The following is a 16,414-nucleotide window of genomic DNA, read 5'->3' on the forward strand; positions in this document are numbered from 1 at the left end:
ATACAAAAAATAAAGTAAATTGTTCGCCCGCTACAAAAATTTAACACAAGCGGTTTCATAACATATTAAAAATGAAATTACTAAATCTAAATATAACCTTCGAACAATACAACGGATTGCAAGAATTGAATGAACAAGATACAATGCTTTGTCAACTTTCCGAACAAGCCTTATCAACTTCTTATTCTCCATATTCGAAATTTAGAGTAGGTACTGCTATTCGTTTGCAATCGGGCGAAACCGTGTTGGGTAGCAACCAAGAAAACCTAGCTTACCCATCCGGTCTTTGTGCAGAACGTGTGGCACTTTTTACCATTGGCGCAAACTATCCAAATGCTGTGATAGAAAGTATGGCCATTACCGCACAAACAGATAATTTCGAAATCTTAAAGCCAGTAACCTCATGCGGTGGTTGTCTGCAGGTAATGGCGGAGTTTGAACGTAAACAAGGTTTGCCCATCGAAGTGCTGTTTTATTGTTTAAATGGGGAGATTTTAAAAGTACAAAGTGTACAAAGTTTATTGCCATTTTCTTTTGTAGAGGACAGGTTGGCAGCGAGGGTTTAATTTTTTTGGAAATGAAGGGTTCCGTAGTGCTTGGTAAACTGATGTCCTGCTTTGCGCTGTAGCCCCCAAGAATCCTGTGAAACAAACATACAATAAAAAAATAAAGAACTATGCCTAGGTCGGGGGCTGCCGCTGCAATCAGGTTTAATTATTTAAGGCAGCTGCTTTTTGGCAAAAACCACCCCCTTAAATTCCCCGGCAAGCGGGGGAGACAGAATGCCAACCTGCAAAATGTTTATAGAATTGGCTATCGCTATCTGCATCCTGTATCCCCCTCTGGACGGGCAAGGAGAGGTTTTTAAGGTGCCAAGCGTCAAGTTTTAATGCTGGTTTTCTTCTGTAGAGGATGTGTTAATGATAAGAACCACCCCCTTAAATTCCCCGGCAAGCGGGGGAGACAGGATGCCAACCTGCAAAATGTTCACAGATTTTAGTTAATATTTATCGCATAATAGTTAAAACTTCCGCTATCTGCATCCTGTATCCCCCTCTGGAGGGGATTGGGGGAGGTTTTTCATTTTAAAATCCCTATCTCAAATTTTAGCCTCGGTACAATTACAACATTTCACTTTAAAGCTTTGACAACTTTAATAGCCTATTAGAAAGAAAGTTGTCAAAACTCATAAGATCCATACATCATCACATACAAATGTGAATAACCTCTCTTCGCACTGTGATATCATTTTTATTATATTTACGGCTGCCAATTTCTGTAAATAAATGAGTGAAGAATCAGACCAAAACCTAAATCCAAACGAAGAACATAAACATACCATAACCCCAATTAACGGTTTGTACGAAAATTGGTTCCTCGATTACGCTTCGTATGTAATTCTGGATAGGGCGGTTCCACATATTCATGACGGATTAAAACCCGTTCAGCGCCGTATTATGCACTCGCTAAAGGAAATGGACGATGGACGTTTCAACAAAGCGGCGAATGTAATTGGTAATACCATGAAATATCATCCGCATGGTGATGCTTCTATTGGCGATGCGATGGTACAAATTGGTCAGAAAGATTTGCTGATTGATATGCAAGGCAATTGGGGCGACCCTATTACTGGCGATAGTGCTGCTGCACCTCGTTACATCGAGGCTCGGTTATCGAAATTTGCTAACGAAGTTGTTTTTAATGCCGATACCACCGAATGGCAATTAAGTTACGATGGACGTAACAACGAACCGATAACATTGCCTGTAAAGTTCCCCTTGTTGTTGGCGCAAGGGGCAGAGGGTATTGCCGTGGGTTTGGCCACTAAAGTAATGCCGCATAATTTTATCGAACTTTTAGATGCCTCAATTGAATCGCTAAAAGGTATTCGCCCAAATATTTTGCCCGATTTTTTCACGGGCGGTATGGCCGATTTTACAAATTATAATGAGGGTCAGCGGGGTGGTAAAATTCGTGTTCGTGCAAAAATTACGGAGAAAGATAAAAAGACCTTAGTCATTACCGAAGTACCGTACAGCACCACTACCAGTTCTATTATTGACAGTATTTTGGCCGCAAATGATAAGGGCAAAATCAAAATCAAAAAAATTGAGGATAGTACTGCCGCTCATGTAGAAATTATTGTGCATTTGGCACCGGGCATCTCGCCTGATGTAACCATCGACGCACTTTATGCTTTCACAGCTTGCGAAGTTTCCATCTCACCAAATACTTGTATCATTCAAGATGATAAGCCGCACTTTTTAAGTGTGAACGATATTCTGATTGAAAATACAAAGCACACTAAAAGATTATTAAAAAGAGAATTGGAGATTCGCTTGCATGAGTTGCAGGAGAAAATTTTCTTCAGTTCGTTACTTAAAATATTTATTCAGGAGGGTATGTACAAAAATCCTGAATATGAAAATTCCACTAATTTCGATACCGTTGTAGATGTTTTACATTTATTGTTCGATCCTTTCAAAGCATCGTTGTACCGAGAAATTCTGCCTGAGGATTTCAAAAAGCTAATCGATAAGCCAATGAGTAGCATCACCCGTTTTGATGTGAAAAAGGCCGATGAGCAGATGAAAAATCTGGAAGATGAAATTAAGGTGGTTAAAAATCACCTAAAACACCTCACCGATTACGCAATTGCCTGGTTCCAAAGGCTAAAAGATAAATACAGTAAAGGAAGAGAACGTAAAACGGAGATTCGGTTGTTCGATAGGGTTGAAGCATCGAAAGTTGCCTTGGCGAATGTGAAGTTGTATATGAACCGTGAGGACGGTTTCATTGGAACAGGTTTACGTAAGGATGAATTTATTGCCGATTGTTCGGATATTGATGAAGTAATTGTTTTCCGTGAAGATGGAAAATGTATGATTACCAAAGTTGCAGATAAGACTTTTGTGGGCAAAGGAATCATTCACGCTCAGGTTTTCAAGAAAAATGATGAGCGTACCATCTATAACATGATTTATAAAGATGGTTCAACAGGAACCGCATACATTAAACGTTTTGCGGTAGTTGGTGTTACTCGAGATAAGGAATACGATTTAACAAAGGGCTCTAAAGGATCGAAAGTTTTATATTTCACGCCAAACCCAAATGGTGAAGCAGAAATTGTAAATGTAGCATTGAAGCCGCATTCGAAATTACGTAAACTTCAATTCGATCAGGATTTTGCCGAGGTTGCAATTAAAGGTCGAGGTTCGCAGGGAAATATTATTTCTAAGTATCCGGTTAAGAAAATCATACTGAAGAGCAAAGGTGTTTCTACCTTATCGGGACTAAAAATTTGGTATGATGATTTACTGAAACGCTTGAATGTTGATGGTAGAGGAAAATATTTGGGCGAGTTTGATGGCGATGATCGGATTCTACAAGTTCATAAAGATGGTTATTACGAATTGAGTTCTTTTGAATTAAGTAATCACTTTGACGACGGCTTAATCTTAATTCAAAAATTCGATCCAGAAAAAGTTTTTTCAGCAGTTCATTTCGATGGCAAGGCCCAAAATTATTTCATTAAACGTTTCGTTTTCGAATTGCAATCTGTGGGCAGAAAAACCATTTTCATTAGCGAAGAGCAGAAATCGAAGTTGTTATATTTAACAGCAAATACCGCGGCGAAAGTTGTAGTCGATGTTTTAAAAGGAAAGACACAAACGCCAGAAACGCTAGATTTAGTTTTAGCAGAGCTGATTGATGTTAAAGGTTTAAAGGCAAATGGAAATCGTTTGTCGCCACATGATGTGCAAAAAATTGTGCTAGAAGAACCAGCAGAAGAAATCGAGGCTGCAGAAATAGTTGATGTTAATGATGAAAGCGATGAAGAAGAATCTATCGAAGAAGCTGAAGTTTTAGAAGCTGAAGAAATAGAAGATTCTGTACCAGAACCAGTAATAGAAAAAGCTGTTGAGGAAAAACCAAAACCGAAATTCGAACGCATTGAAGAGCCAATAACTAAAGCTGACAAATCTGCTATTGATAAGCCAGTTGCAGAAGAAAAACCTGTAGTGGATTCAAAACCTGAGCCTATAAAAAAAGAGGAACCAAAACCGGAGAAAAAACCTGAAGTCGAGAAGCCTAAGATAGAAGATAAGCCAGCTAAAAAAGTCGATTTCGAAATTACCAATCCTGATGATATAGAGATTGACGAAAAGGGACAGTTAGGATTGTTCTAGTTGTAGTGATTTCATCATTGGAGGCATCGGCAGACTTAAAATTGCTATGAACGATCGTTACCCTGAATTCATTTCAGGGTCTTAATAGTAAGGCGGCTTAGCAGGAAAGATGCTGAAATAAATCCAGCATGACGACCGCAAAACCTATTGCAATGCCACATATAAATAACTGTCATCCGGAATTATGTAATTTTTTAAGGATAAAACCTGTGAATGACAAAGTAAAATCTTCATCTCTCATTTTTAAAACTATCTTTGCCCTACTCAAAGGGGTGCTTTTTGAATTCTGCAATTTCTGTTGCAATCAAAAGGCTGAGATTACACCCATTAACTTGAGGAATGACCAATAAATAATATTCAACATTCAGTTTTGAAAATTGATATTTAATTATTGGAATTTCTAAAAGTTGTGCACCTGATTCGGATAATGCCGACGTAGGGAAGAGGTTAAATTTACAATGCTGTTTCGCCCTGAAAGCAGTCTTCAATTATTTTTTATTAGTCGTTAGACATAAAAGTATTGTAAATGAATTTTCAAGAATGGTTTAAGCTTTTTCAAGAGCAAATTTTACACACTTCAATAATCGAATGGTTTGCTGTTGGCTTCGGAGTTTCAGAGGTTTTATTGGCTAAGAAAAACAACATTTGGCTTTATCCTACTGGGATAATTTCCATTTTACTATCAATGTTTTTATTGTTGAATGTAAAACTCTATGCAGAAATGTTATTGAGTATTTACTATTTGGTAATGAGTGTTTACGGTTGGGTAATTTGGAAAAAACGTAAACTCGACGCCGAGAACCAAGTTTCTTGGAGCACAAATAATGAACTTACAATTGCTGTTTTAATTTCAGTAGTTGGGTTTTTCGTCTTTTACTTCGTATTAAGAAATCACACAGATTCTGATGTGCCCTTACTCGATGCTTTCGTTTCATCAACTGCTTGGGCAGGAATGTGGCTTTTAGCGAAACGTAAAATCGAAAATTGGATTCTTTTAAATGTTTCCAACATCGTAGCTATTCCTTTATTGTTTCATAAAAAACTGCCCTTAATGGCATGCTTAACAACTTTTCTTTTTATTGTAGCCATTTTTGGCTTTATGGATTGGAAGAAAATCATCGGAAGAAGAAAATTAAGAACAACTTAAATGGCCGCAGATTCGCAGATTAAATTTCTTTCTCCATTCTGTATTTGAAAATAAAATATATGCAAAATACACTCACACAAACTTGGCAAGAAACAGTAAATGAATATGCCGCCAAATCTGAAGCGATGGGTGAGCTACATCCAGAAGTTTTGGAACTTGCTTATCAAGAAAATTGGTTTAAGCTTTTTGTGCCCAAAATTTATGGTGGCGCTGGGAAAAAACTTCCTGAGATATTACGATTGGAAGAATCCCTAGCAGAGGCAGACGGAAGTTTAGGCTGGACCATTACCCTTTGTGCAGGTGCTGCTTGGTTTGCTGGTTTTTTAAATCCAGAATTGGCGATCGAGGTTTTTGCCGATAGGAAAGTTTGTTTTGCTGGGAGTGGGGCAGTAGGAGGAGCGGCGATAAAAACGGATACTGGATACCTAATCAATGGGCACTGGAAGTATGCCAGCGGAGCTTTACATGCCACCATTTTCACTGCAAATTGCATTATAAAAAATAGTGGTGGAACAGATGAATTAGATGAAAACGGTAACCCAAAAGTAATGTCGTTTATTCTTAAAAAAGATGAAGTAGAAGTTTTAGCAGGTTGGTCTTATTTTGGCCTAATCGCCACTGGTAGTCATGCTTTCGAAGTAAAAGATTTGGAAGTTCCGTTAAATAGAACATTTAAAATAAATAATACAATCGAAATTGCAGATCAAGGGTTTGATTATCCGTTTTTGCAATTGGCAGAAACCACACTGGCTGTAAATAGTTTAGGGATGGCCAATCATTTCATCAAATTAGTAAAGGAATCTTTTTTATCTAGATCAGGACTGAAGAGGTATAATGAAGATCAAATTGTGTTTTTTAATGCAGAGTTGAAGCGATGTAAAAATGAGGTATTTGAACTCAAAAATCAATTTTATAAAACCTTTGATGAATCCTGGGCACAATTAAACAATAATGGGATCATCAGTGAGGATAAACTAAACGAAGTAAGCCAAATAAGCAGAAAACTTGCCCATGCTTCTCGTCGAGCCGCCGACACACTTTTTCCTTACTGCGGATTAGAGGCTGCAAAAAAAGAAAGTGAAATTAACCGTGTTTGGAGAGATATGCATACGGCGAGTCAACATGCATTGCTCACTTTTGAGTGCTGATTATTCTAAAAGTTCTGGTTTAATTTTTTCACGAAAATCTGCTAGAAATTTATTAAGTTTTGGCTGAATTACGAATGCACAATATGGTTTACCCTGATTTTGGTTATAGTAATTTTGATGGTAATCTTCAGCATCGTAAAATTCTGATATTGGCTTTATTTCTGTTATGATAGGTTTATCAAAAACATTTTCTTCAGATAATTTCTCAATTGTTTTTTCAGCTTGAACTTTTTGTTCCTCGCCATTATAAAAAATGGTTGAACGATATTGAGAACCAATATCATTTCCTTGTCTGTTTAAGGTTGTTGGGTTATGGGTTTTAAAGAAAACTAATAACAATTCATCAAAGGATATTATTGATTCATCAAACTCTATTTGAACTACTTCAATATGACCAGTTTCGCCATTGCAAATTTCCATATAAGTAGGGTGTTTCAACTCACCACCCATATAACCCGATACTACCTGATTTACGCCTTTTAAAGTTTGAAATACTGCCTCAGTGCACCAAAAGCACCCTCCGCCAAATGTTGCTGTTTGCATATAGCTAATATAACGAAAACTATGCCATTATAGTTTTGAAAATATCACAATGAATAATAAGTTATTTCGATACATTAAGCAATAAATTTTCATCAAACCTTTGGCGGTTTTGAAAAGTTACATTGGCTACAAACGGAAAAATCCCCATTCAAAATGTTGAATGAGGATTTTAAGATATGCTTTAATTATTGATATTGAATATATATCGGTTTTGGCTTAAGTTTTAACAACTCTTCTGGAGTCATCAAACGGTTTGGTGCTTTCTTTAAATCGTTTTTATAAAATAATTTAAATCCTGTAAATTGGACAGGCTCACCATAAATAAAATGGCGATAAGTACCAATCTTTAAATCAGGTTCGCCCCATCCATCCATGTGCATTACAACCTGCACTTCAGGACGTAATTTAATGTTTGCCGAATTGGTTACCATTTTCTTAGTAAAGCGGTGTAATACGAATACTTTTGGAGGCAAGTTGTATTTCTTTACAAGATCTGCCAAATAGCCAGTTACATAATTGATATCTGCAGCATCATAGGTTCCAATTTTCTTACCCGGCAAAGAACCATCTTTCATGGAGAATTCTGGGTCGATCCCTAAATGAACATAAGGCAACTGAAGATATTTTTCAATATGTGGTAATTCGGCCTTAATGGTACTTAAAGCCACTTGAAGATCTAAAAACACGATGGTGTTGGGTTTCATTTTCGAAATTGCTAAAACAGAATCGATTTGCTTATTGCCCATTCGGTTGATGTATTTGCCATCTTTACCCGGTGTTCCACTTGCCACAGCAGCAATGTAATGTAAACCAGCTTGAACCGGAGTTGATGGATCTGCTTTTTCCCAATGTTTAATCTCCGTATTTAAGCGTTGCCACATTTCTTTTGGAGCATATTCTCCTAAAGCACCCATTTTTTTCGAGTGTAGGTTACCATAATAAACTACAATACGTTTGAAAGGTAATATTGCCCCTGCTAAAGGCGTTGGTTGGTTTTTTACTGGCCATTTCCCAGTAGTATCTCCGTTGGCTAATTTCTTTACTAAAGAATCGTATAATTTTGGATCAACAGGTTTCATTACATTTACTGTAGAATCTGTTTTCTTTTTAGTGGTATCAGAAGAAAAGATTTTGCCAATACCGCTGCCGCCCTTACCATCTGAGTTACAGTTGGCGAACAAACTGATTGCGGCAAAACCAAGTATTAGAGTGCCCGCTAATTGAGGAAATTTCATAGATATTATAATAGTTGTTAATGTTTTACAGTTTTTCCGAATCTGTTTTATATGAAAGTAGGATTGAAATCCGATAGTTTAAAATAAAGTAACTAACATTTACACATTGCAGAATTTACCAAAAACACCTAATGGTAATTTAATGCCTGCAGTGGCTTGTAGGTACAGTTCTCCGGTTTCTAAATTTTTAACATTAGGGAATGATGTGCGAATTAAATTTTCTACAATAACGGAAGAAAATCCTAAAGAATAAGTATTCAAAATTAAAAAATGTTCCTTTTCATCTAAAAGTTGTACAACATCTTGCATCATTTCTTGAATATGATCCTCAAGCTTCCACTTTTCGCCATTAGGACCATGACCGTAAGCCGGCGGATCTAGAATAATTCCATTGTATTTTTTTCCTCTTTTAAGTTCTTTCTTAACAAACTTTAAAGCATCTTCAACCATCCAACGGGTATTTTTTAGGCCTGAAAGTTCTTGGTTTTCGTTAGCCCAAGTTACTACTTGTTTGATAGAGTCTACGTGTGTGGTTTCTGCGCCAGCCGCATTCGCAATTAAGGATGCAGCTCCTGTGTAAGCAAAAAGGTTTAAGACTTTTGGATTTGGGGTAGTAAATTTTTTAATTGATGAAGAGATAAAATCCCAGTTTACAGCTTGCTCAGGGAAAACACCAACATGTTTAAATGAGGTTAATCCCAAACGAAGTTTAATGGCAACATCATCATTTTTATATTCAACATGCCAACGATCTGGTGATGCAGGATTTTTTTTAACCCATTCGCCCGAAGTAGCCGAACGACCTCTAAAAGATATCGTAGCAGTTTTTTTCCACTCTTGCTCTGATAATGTTTTCTTCCAAACAGCCTGTGGTTCAGGACGGATTAGAATTGCATTTCCAAAACGCTCTAATTTTTCAAAATCCCCGCAATCAATTAGTTCATAATCTTTCCAATGGGTTGGGGCAAGTAATTGTATCATGTATTTTTATGTAGTCCGTCATTGCGAGGCACGAAGCAATCTCAATAGATAAGTTGAATGAGATTGCTTCGTGCCTCGCAATGACGATTATATTTAAAACTTATCTTTTGCTGCTTTCATAAAACGGCTAGCAAAAACAAAGTCGTTCAGTTCCTGAATATCTGTATGGGCAATCTCTTTATTGCTACCTTCCCAAAATTTCTTTCCTTCGTGTAAGAATAAGATATAATCTCCAATTCCCATTACAGAGTTCATATCGTGAGTAACCACAATTGTTGTGGTGCCGTATTCTTCGGTAATTTCCTTTATTAATTCATCAATTACGATTGATGTTTTAGGATCTAGGCCAGAGTTTGGTTCATCACAAAACAAGTATTTTGGATTCATCGCGATAGCACGTGCTATACCTACACGTTTTTTCATTCCGCCAGATAACTCTGCTGGAAAAAGTTTGTTCTTTCCCTCTAAATTTACACGCTCCAAGCAAAAATTAACCCTTTCTAATTTCTCACTTCTGGTTTGATCAGTAAACATATTTAAAGGAAACATGATGTTTTCCTCAACAGTCATACTATCAAATAGGGCAGATCCTTGAAAAAGCATTCCAATTTCCTTACGCACTTCGATTCTTTCTCCATAATCCATGGCTGTAAAATCTCTTCCATCATATAATACAGAACCAGAATCTGGCTGATGCAAACCAACCATACATTTAAGTAGTGTTGTTTTACCAGAACCCGAGCCTCCGATAATTAAATTGGTTACACCCTCTTTAAATGTTCCAGAAATCCCTTTGAGAACATCATTCCCAGAGAATGATTTATAAATATCTTTTATCTCAATCATTAAAGTAAAAGTTGAGTAACTAAATAATCGCAGACTAATATTGAGATACAGCTAATTACAACCGCTCTAGTACTTGCTTGCGAAACTTCCAATGCGCCACCGCGAACGTAAAAACCTTCGTAAGCTGGTACCGATGTGATGATGAAACCGAAAACAAATGCTTTTACCAGTGCAACAACTATTGTGTATGGATTAAAATCCGTAGTGATTCCTTGAATATATTCGTTTGGAGTAACAGCACCTGAAATTGAGCCACCGATGTATCCACCAGCGATACTTAAAAACATAGAGCAAATTACCAGCATTGGAACCATTGTTATTCCCGAAATAATTTTTGGAAGAATTAAGTATCCAGGTGCATTTATTCCCATAATTTCTAGGGCATCAATTTGCTCGGTAACACGCATCGAGCCAATTTCTGATGAAATGGCCGAACCAATTTTACCAGCCAAAACGATAGCGCTAATGGTTGGACTTAATTCCAGAATACTAGAATCTCTGTTTACTGAACCAATAATCGTTTTCGGAATAAAATCACTAACCAACTGGAAAGCAATTTGTAGAGTCATTACTGCACCAATAAATGTAGAGATAATTGCAATAAGTCCTAAAGAGCCAACGCCCACATAATCCATCTGCTTTGCAATTTCCTTAAAGTATATCTTCAGTTTTTCCGGCCTTCTGAATACAGATTTGAGTAGCAGTATGTATCTGCCGAAATTGGTAAAATTCATTCCGTATGTGTTGCTTAATTTAAATGATCATTTATAATACTACAAAGAAACGATAAAAAAGTTGTCGCACTTTGATAATTGCAAAAATATTCGTGGTTTCGGATATAAATATGGTTTTTTGTCAACAAAAACTAATCCATAAAAAATGAAAGCTGTAATAACTGGTGCAACAAAAGGAATTGGAAGAGCAATAGCGACAAAATTGTGGAAAGAGGGTTATGATTTAATTCTTGTGGCTAGAAGTTTGAATGATTTGGAAAAATTTCGCAATCAATTATTTTTTACGGGAAGATCGGTTCTGATTTATGCTGTGGATTGCTCCATTAAGGAAGAACTTTATAAGTTCTTAAACAAAGTGGATTTAGATTTTGGCTTTGCCGATGTATTGGTGAACAATGTTGGCGCTTTTTTACCAGGAAGTTTATTGGATGAAGATGATGATGCCTTTGAGAAACAGCAAGAATTAAACGTAAATGCCAGCTACTACATCAGTAAGTTTTTCGGAAAAAAAATGCGATCAGCACAACATGGACATATATTTAACATCTGTTCGGTGGCGAGTAAGGCTCCTGTGAAAAATGGTGGAAGTTATAGTGTAACAAAAGCAGCGATGCTAAGTCTTAATCATGTATTGCGGCAAGAATTAGCCCCACACAACGTTAAAGTAACCGCCTTTTTGCCGGGCTCAACCAAAACATCATCCTGGGAGGGAACAACAATTCCAGATGAAAAATTTGTACAGCCCGAAGATATAGCAGAAACTTTATATACCATTTTAAACTTAAGTAAAGGGGTAAACGTTGATGAGGTTTTAATTACTCCGCTTGATTTTTAAACACACACAAAATGAACAGCGTTATGGAAAAGAAGCTTTTTAGAAACGAACACGATAAGATGATTGCCGGTGTAGCTTCTGGCCTTGCAGATTACATGCAGGTAGAGGTTACCATAGTGAGGTTGTTATTCGTATTATCGTCTATATTTATGGCCGGAGGCGGTCTTATTGCCTATATTATTATGTGGATTATTGTTCCGGTTAATAACGATCCGGCAGCAAGATTCACAAGTTTCAACGATTACTTCAACAGGAACAACCCAAATACGCCACCTTTTGGAAGCTCGAATCCATTTTCTGGTCCAACAGGTTCGGGAAATGCAAATTGGACACAGCCGGTAGATGAATCGAAGAAAACACCTTTCGAAACCCAACCTGATTTTAGCAAATTCAACAAGCCGAATGATGCTGGAAGAACCATTGCAGGATTACTTTTATTGGTAGTTGGTTGTTTCTTCTTAATGCATGAACTCGATTTTATCCCAGATTGGTTTAGCTTCAGAAATTTCTTCAAATTTATGTGGCCGGTAATATTCATTGCGCTAGGTATTAGTGTTATTGCCAAATCAAAAAGGAAAAATGAATGGGCGGCCTTTCAAAATCAACAAGCTCAGGAAGAGCAAAAAAAATCAGCTGATTTTTCGGAAACAGTAATTGTAGAGGAAAAACCAAACGAAGATCATAACTCAACATCCACTAACCCTCAAGCATAAATAACATGAAATTAGATAGATTAATTTGGGGTATCTTACTGCTATTTATTGGTGGTGTACTTCTACTCGAAAACTTTGGCCTAATAGAATTCTATTGGCGCAACGTTTGGAACTTTTGGCCAATATTTTTAATAATCGCTGGTGTAAATATTTTATTCAATAGAAATAATTCACAAACAGGCAGCATAGTTTCTATTGCGGTTTTAGTTGTAGCGCTATCATTCCTGTTTTACAAAGGACAACAAGAGCCGACTAGGGGAAATTGGTGGGGTAATCACGCTAACAAGGACATAGATATCAACATTGATGATGACGACAACGATAACGATAATGATGATAACAGTGATAATGACACAGCTTTCCATCAACTTAGTTTATCTGAACCTTTTGTAGCTGCAGATAACGCTAAGAAAACCATATTAAATATTTCTGGAGGTGGTATTTCATTCAATTTGAATGGCGAAACATCAGAATTAATTAATGCTGATGTTAAGAAAAAACATGCAAACTTTTCATTAAAGAAATTAATAACCGATTCTGCAACTGTGCTAACCTTTAGCATGGATAACAAAAAGAATAAATTTAATTTTGGTGATGGTGGAAATGATGTGGATTTTAAATTAAACAAGGCCGCAAACTGGGATGTTTATATGAAACTTGGTGCAGGCGAAGCAGATTTTGATTTTACAGATTATAAGGTTCGTACTTTCCACTTCGATGGTGGCGCAGCTGCATTGGATTTAAAGTTTGGAGATTTATTGCCAATTACCGATGTTGTTGTCAAATCTGGCGTGGCCGATGTTAAAATCAAAATCCCTACAAATTCTGGCTGTAGAATTAAAACTAAAACAGGTTTATCATCTAAAGATTTTGATGGATTTGATAAATTAAGTGATGGAGTTTACGAAACATCGAATTATAAAACATCAACAAAAAAAATCTTTATTAATTTGGATGGAGGATTAAGTAGCTTTGAGGTAAATCGATATTAGATAAGTTGAAAATGAAAGGCAGAAAGTTTAAGGCTTTGCTTTGCCAAACTTTAGAAACCTGATCTTGAAAATCCTAAAATCCAATGAATCTTGATCAGTATACAGTTGTTATAAATGGTAAGCCACAAGGTCCGTATAGTTTATCTGAGCTTGCTGATTTAAATATCAAGCCGAATACATTTATACGCAAACCCGGAATGGACGATTATAAAGAAGCTCATGCAATTGCAGAATTGCGTGAGCTTCTTGGTTTTAGCTATCAAAAAACCGCCCCTCAATATTTTGCTGCTTTCGATCAAAGATTATTAGCCTCAGTGATTGATCATTTCATCATTTTTGGCTTTTATACGGTTATTATTTTGATCAGTTATATCTTTATCGTAGATAAGAACGAGCGGATAATGGCTTTTTTGGTTCCTTTTCCAATTATTTTTATGGTTAAACTCATTTATGGAAGTTTTGCCGAAGCGTCAGTAAATCAAGCTACAGTTGGCAAAAAAATATTGGGCATTAAAGTTACCGATTTAGAAGGAACCAGAATTTCTATTGGTGTTTCTTTCATCAGAAACTTTTCGAAAATTTTATCTGTTCTACCTGTTTTCTTCGGCTATCTGTATAGCTTTTTGAATAAGAAAAACCAATGCTGGCACGATATAGCCGCAAATACGTTGGTGATAAAAGATAGATTGATATAGTCGTAATTGATTAAAGTATATTTTGAAAATTGATGGTTCAGTAATTCTTTGCCGATTTTAGCCCTGTTTTCCGCTAAATCCCCGATAGAAAAAATCGGGGGATATCGCTTCACCCAGGTTTAAATTTTAAAGGATCTAATGTTAGTGTCTTTAACACAGTAATCATCAAAAATCATATAGCATAACATCCGAGGAATTTATCAACTCAATTTTCTAACAATTTAACAATACATCAATTTAACAATTAAACATTTAGCTTATCTTTGCAATCGCATGGAAAATTTATCGGTAAAGCATGATTTAGATGGAGGATATTGCAACAGTTTAACGCAATATTCGAGGTATTTAACCCGCGAAGTTAATATTGGCGATATCGCTTTGGGCGGTCACAATCCTATTCGTATCCAATCGATGACGACCACCGATACCATGAATACTCTGGCAACCGTTGAGCAAACCATCCGCATGGTAGAATCTGGTAGTGAATATGTTCGTATCACTGCACCAAGCATCAAAGAAGCTGAAAATTTAGCGAATATTAAAAAAGAATTACGTTATCGCGGATACAATGTTCCTTTAATTGCTGATATCCATTTTACGCCAAATGCAGCTGAAATGGCCGCAAGGATTGTAGAAAAAGTTCGTGTGAATCCGGGGAACTACGCCGATAAAAAGAAATTCGAAAATTTAGAATACACTCAAGATACTTATGATGCAGAACTGGCTAGGATTTACAAAAAAATTATTCCGCTGGTAAAAATCTGTAAGGAATATGGCACAGCCATGCGTATCGGCACCAATCATGGGTCACTTTCTGATAGGATTATGAGCCATTACGGCGATACTCCAAGAGGAATGGTAGAATCTGCAATGGAATTTATCCGCATGTGCGAAGACCAAAATTATTACAATTTGGTGATTTCGATGAAAGCCAGCAACACGCAGGTAATGGTTCAGGCTTATCGTTTACTGGTTAAAACCATGGTGAAAGAGGGTATGAATTATCCTCTGCATTTAGGTGTAACCGAAGCAGGCGATGGAGAAGATGGTCGTATAAAATCTGCAGTTGGAATCGGTACTTTATTGGAAGATGGTTTAGGCGATACCATTCGTGTTTCACTAACAGAAGACCCTGAATTTGAAGCGCCTGTTGCAAAAGCATTGGCTGATAGATATTCTTCAAGGAGTCGGGAGTCAGAGGTCCGAGGTCAGAAGATTGATAGTGCACCCGGGCTTCGGACTTCGGACTTTGGACTTCCGACTTATTCTCCTTATTCCTATTCGAGAAGAATCACAGAACCTGTTCAGCATATTGGCGGACATCACCACCCGGTTGTGATGATTGATGTCTCAAAAGAAAACCTAAAAGACCCATATTTTTTAAGTTCTGTAGGATACAATTACAGTGCAGGTTTAGATAAATATAATCTTGCCGACCAAGCTTGTGATTTGGTTTATTTGGGCGATAATTTGCCATCGTTTTCTTTCCCGGGAAATTTAAAGCAGATTTATAATTACCAAACTTGGTTGGGTTTAAGAGATAAAAATAATTGTCACCCATTATTTTCTTTCGACGAATTTAGCGCAGCCGATTTTAAAGATGAATTTTTAAACTTCGTTCAAATTGATGCCAAACAATTAAACAATTCATCAATTGATCAATTAAGCAACAATGTTATCCTGATTCTCGAAACAGCTGCTCTTCATGGAATGGCTGAACAGAGAGCATTTTTTGTGGCCTTGCAAGAAAAAAATATACAAATTCCAGTGATTATCAAAAGGACTTACAAGGAGTTAGATGCTGATAATTTGATGCTCTACGCTGCAACAGATATTGGTGCTCTATTTACTGATGGTTTTGGAGATGGGATTTGGATTGATGACCAAAGTCAAAATTTAGCTTTAATTAACTCAACCAGTTTCGGGATTTTGCAGGCAACCAGAACAAGAATCAGTAAAACAGAATATATTTCTTGTCCGAGTTGTGGCAGGACACTTTTCGATTTACAGGAAACTACGCAGCTTATTCGTTCCCGAACAGACCATTTGAAAGGACTTAAAATTGGAATCATGGGCTGTATTGTAAACGGCCCAGGCGAAATGGCCGATGCTGATTACGGCTATGTAGGAACTGGTCCTGATAAAATAACTTTGTATCGCGGTCAGGAAGTGGTGAAAAAGAATGTTAATACCGCTTTTGCTTTAGATGAGTTAATTGATATTATAAAGGGTGATGGAAATTGGGTAGAGAAAAGTTAAATTTTTTCTGCGTATTGCATTCCCCTCTTTTAGAGGGGTGTCCGCAGGACGGGGTGTTTAATTGTCTTTTTTTTAATAAATGTTAACTAATGATTT

The 16,414-nt window shown here is 36.8% G+C and carries 14 protein-coding genes; 9 read left to right on the top strand and 5 right to left on the bottom strand.

All coding sequences use genetic code 11. The features are described 5' to 3' along the window. The first annotated feature begins 71 nt into the window (after window positions 1–71). The 4 genes from EZ449_RS10665 to EZ449_RS10680 all read left to right on the top strand — a co-directional run bounded on the left by EZ449_RS10665 (window position 72) and on the right by EZ449_RS10680 (window position 6,485). On the top strand, window positions 72–566 hold the full coding sequence (locus EZ449_RS10665; RefSeq protein WP_131558494.1) for a cytidine deaminase: 495 nt from the start codon (window positions 72–74) through the stop codon (window positions 564–566). A 720-nt stretch (window positions 567–1,286) separates the two neighbouring features. Next, complete coding sequence (locus EZ449_RS10670; RefSeq protein ID WP_131558496.1) at window positions 1,287–4,190, top strand: DNA gyrase/topoisomerase IV subunit A; 2,904 nt, start codon at window positions 1,287–1,289, stop codon at window positions 4,188–4,190. A gap of 526 nt (window positions 4,191–4,716) precedes the next feature. After that, on the top strand, window positions 4,717–5,337 hold the full coding sequence (pnuC, locus tag EZ449_RS10675) for a nicotinamide riboside transporter PnuC (protein WP_131558499.1): 621 nt from the start codon (window positions 4,717–4,719) through the stop codon (window positions 5,335–5,337). A 59-nt stretch (window positions 5,338–5,396) separates the two neighbouring features. After that, window positions 5,397–6,485: an acyl-CoA dehydrogenase family protein gene (locus EZ449_RS10680; protein WP_131558501.1), complete on the top strand. Its 1,089-nt coding sequence runs from the start codon at window positions 5,397–5,399 to the stop codon at window positions 6,483–6,485. Here the strand turns inward: EZ449_RS10680 and msrA are convergent, their stop codons facing one another. The 5 genes from msrA to EZ449_RS10705 form a co-directional block, all read right to left on the bottom strand. Then, window positions 6,486–7,028, bottom strand: a complete 543-nt coding sequence (msrA, locus tag EZ449_RS10685; protein ID WP_131558503.1) for a peptide-methionine (S)-S-oxide reductase MsrA — start codon at window positions 7,026–7,028, stop codon at window positions 6,486–6,488. A 185-nt stretch (window positions 7,029–7,213) separates the two neighbouring features. After that, a complete protein-coding gene (locus EZ449_RS10690; RefSeq protein WP_131558506.1) occupies window positions 7,214–8,263 on the bottom strand; it encodes a hypothetical protein in 1,050 nt (349 codons plus the stop codon). Window positions 8,264–8,362: 99 nt separating this feature from the next. Then, window positions 8,363–9,244: a class I SAM-dependent methyltransferase gene (locus EZ449_RS10695; protein WP_131558508.1), complete on the bottom strand. Its 882-nt coding sequence runs from the start codon at window positions 9,242–9,244 to the stop codon at window positions 8,363–8,365. 93 nt (window positions 9,245–9,337) lie between these two features. Beyond that, on the bottom strand, window positions 9,338–10,090 hold the full coding sequence (locus tag EZ449_RS10700) for an ABC transporter ATP-binding protein (RefSeq protein WP_131558510.1): 753 nt from the start codon (window positions 10,088–10,090) through the stop codon (window positions 9,338–9,340). After that, window positions 10,090–10,824: an MlaE family ABC transporter permease gene (locus EZ449_RS10705; RefSeq protein ID WP_131558512.1), complete on the bottom strand. Its 735-nt coding sequence runs from the start codon at window positions 10,822–10,824 to the stop codon at window positions 10,090–10,092. Before EZ449_RS10705 ends, EZ449_RS10700 begins: the two co-directional genes overlap by 1 nt. A gap of 145 nt (window positions 10,825–10,969) precedes the next feature. On the opposite strand from EZ449_RS10705, the gene EZ449_RS10710 reads away from it, so the two are divergent. From EZ449_RS10710 to ispG, 5 genes are all read left to right on the top strand, one after another. Then, entirely contained in the window at window positions 10,970–11,659 is a 690-nt protein-coding gene (locus tag EZ449_RS10710; protein ID WP_131558514.1) for an SDR family oxidoreductase, read from the top strand. 23 nt (window positions 11,660–11,682) lie between these two features. Next, window positions 11,683–12,372, top strand: coding sequence for a PspC domain-containing protein (locus EZ449_RS10715; RefSeq protein WP_165499738.1), 690 nt, complete (start codon window positions 11,683–11,685; stop codon window positions 12,370–12,372). Window positions 12,373–12,377: 5 nt separating this feature from the next. Beyond that, complete coding sequence (locus EZ449_RS10720) at window positions 12,378–13,364, top strand: LiaF transmembrane domain-containing protein (RefSeq protein ID WP_131558518.1); 987 nt, start codon at window positions 12,378–12,380, stop codon at window positions 13,362–13,364. An 83-nt stretch (window positions 13,365–13,447) separates the two neighbouring features. Next, window positions 13,448–14,059, top strand: coding sequence for an RDD family protein (locus EZ449_RS10725; protein ID WP_131558520.1), 612 nt, complete (start codon window positions 13,448–13,450; stop codon window positions 14,057–14,059). Between the two features lie 273 nt (window positions 14,060–14,332). Further along, window positions 14,333–16,318 carry a (E)-4-hydroxy-3-methylbut-2-enyl-diphosphate synthase gene (gene ispG / locus EZ449_RS10730; RefSeq protein ID WP_131558522.1) on the top strand — a complete coding sequence of 662 codons (1,986 nt, stop codon included), beginning with the start codon at window positions 14,333–14,335 and terminating at the stop codon, window positions 16,316–16,318. The last annotated feature ends 96 nt before the right edge of the window (window positions 16,319–16,414 follow it).

The sequence above is a fragment of the Pedobacter frigidisoli genome (assembly GCF_004331675.1).
GTDB lineage: Bacteria > Bacteroidota > Bacteroidia > Sphingobacteriales > Sphingobacteriaceae > Pedobacter > Pedobacter frigidisoli.

What these genes read in the sequence shown, in the direction of transcription:
- EZ449_RS10665 (WP_131558494.1), top strand. Translation starts at nt 72, where the DNA reads ATGAAATTACTAAATCTAAATATAACCTTCGAACAATACAACGGATTG.
- EZ449_RS10670 (WP_131558496.1), top strand. Translation starts at nt 1,287, where the DNA reads ATGAGTGAAGAATCAGACCAAAACCTAAATCCAAACGAAGAACATAAA.
- pnuC (WP_131558499.1), top strand. Translation starts at nt 4,717, where the DNA reads ATGAATTTTCAAGAATGGTTTAAGCTTTTTCAAGAGCAAATTTTACAC.
- EZ449_RS10680 (WP_131558501.1), top strand. Translation starts at nt 5,397, where the DNA reads ATGCAAAATACACTCACACAAACTTGGCAAGAAACAGTAAATGAATAT.
- msrA (WP_131558503.1), bottom strand. Translation starts at nt 7,028, where the DNA reads ATGCAAACAGCAACATTTGGCGGAGGGTGCTTTTGGTGCACTGAGGCA.
- EZ449_RS10690 (WP_131558506.1), bottom strand. Translation starts at nt 8,263, where the DNA reads ATGAAATTTCCTCAATTAGCGGGCACTCTAATACTTGGTTTTGCCGCA.
- EZ449_RS10695 (WP_131558508.1), bottom strand. Translation starts at nt 9,244, where the DNA reads ATGATACAATTACTTGCCCCAACCCATTGGAAAGATTATGAACTAATT.
- EZ449_RS10700 (WP_131558510.1), bottom strand. Translation starts at nt 10,090, where the DNA reads ATGATTGAGATAAAAGATATTTATAAATCATTCTCTGGGAATGATGTT.
- EZ449_RS10705 (WP_131558512.1), bottom strand. Translation starts at nt 10,824, where the DNA reads ATGAATTTTACCAATTTCGGCAGATACATACTGCTACTCAAATCTGTA.
- EZ449_RS10710 (WP_131558514.1), top strand. Translation starts at nt 10,970, where the DNA reads ATGAAAGCTGTAATAACTGGTGCAACAAAAGGAATTGGAAGAGCAATA.
- EZ449_RS10715 (WP_165499738.1), top strand. Translation starts at nt 11,683, where the DNA reads ATGGAAAAGAAGCTTTTTAGAAACGAACACGATAAGATGATTGCCGGT.
- EZ449_RS10720 (WP_131558518.1), top strand. Translation starts at nt 12,378, where the DNA reads ATGAAATTAGATAGATTAATTTGGGGTATCTTACTGCTATTTATTGGT.
- EZ449_RS10725 (WP_131558520.1), top strand. Translation starts at nt 13,448, where the DNA reads ATGAATCTTGATCAGTATACAGTTGTTATAAATGGTAAGCCACAAGGT.
- ispG (WP_131558522.1), top strand. Translation starts at nt 14,333, where the DNA reads ATGGAAAATTTATCGGTAAAGCATGATTTAGATGGAGGATATTGCAAC.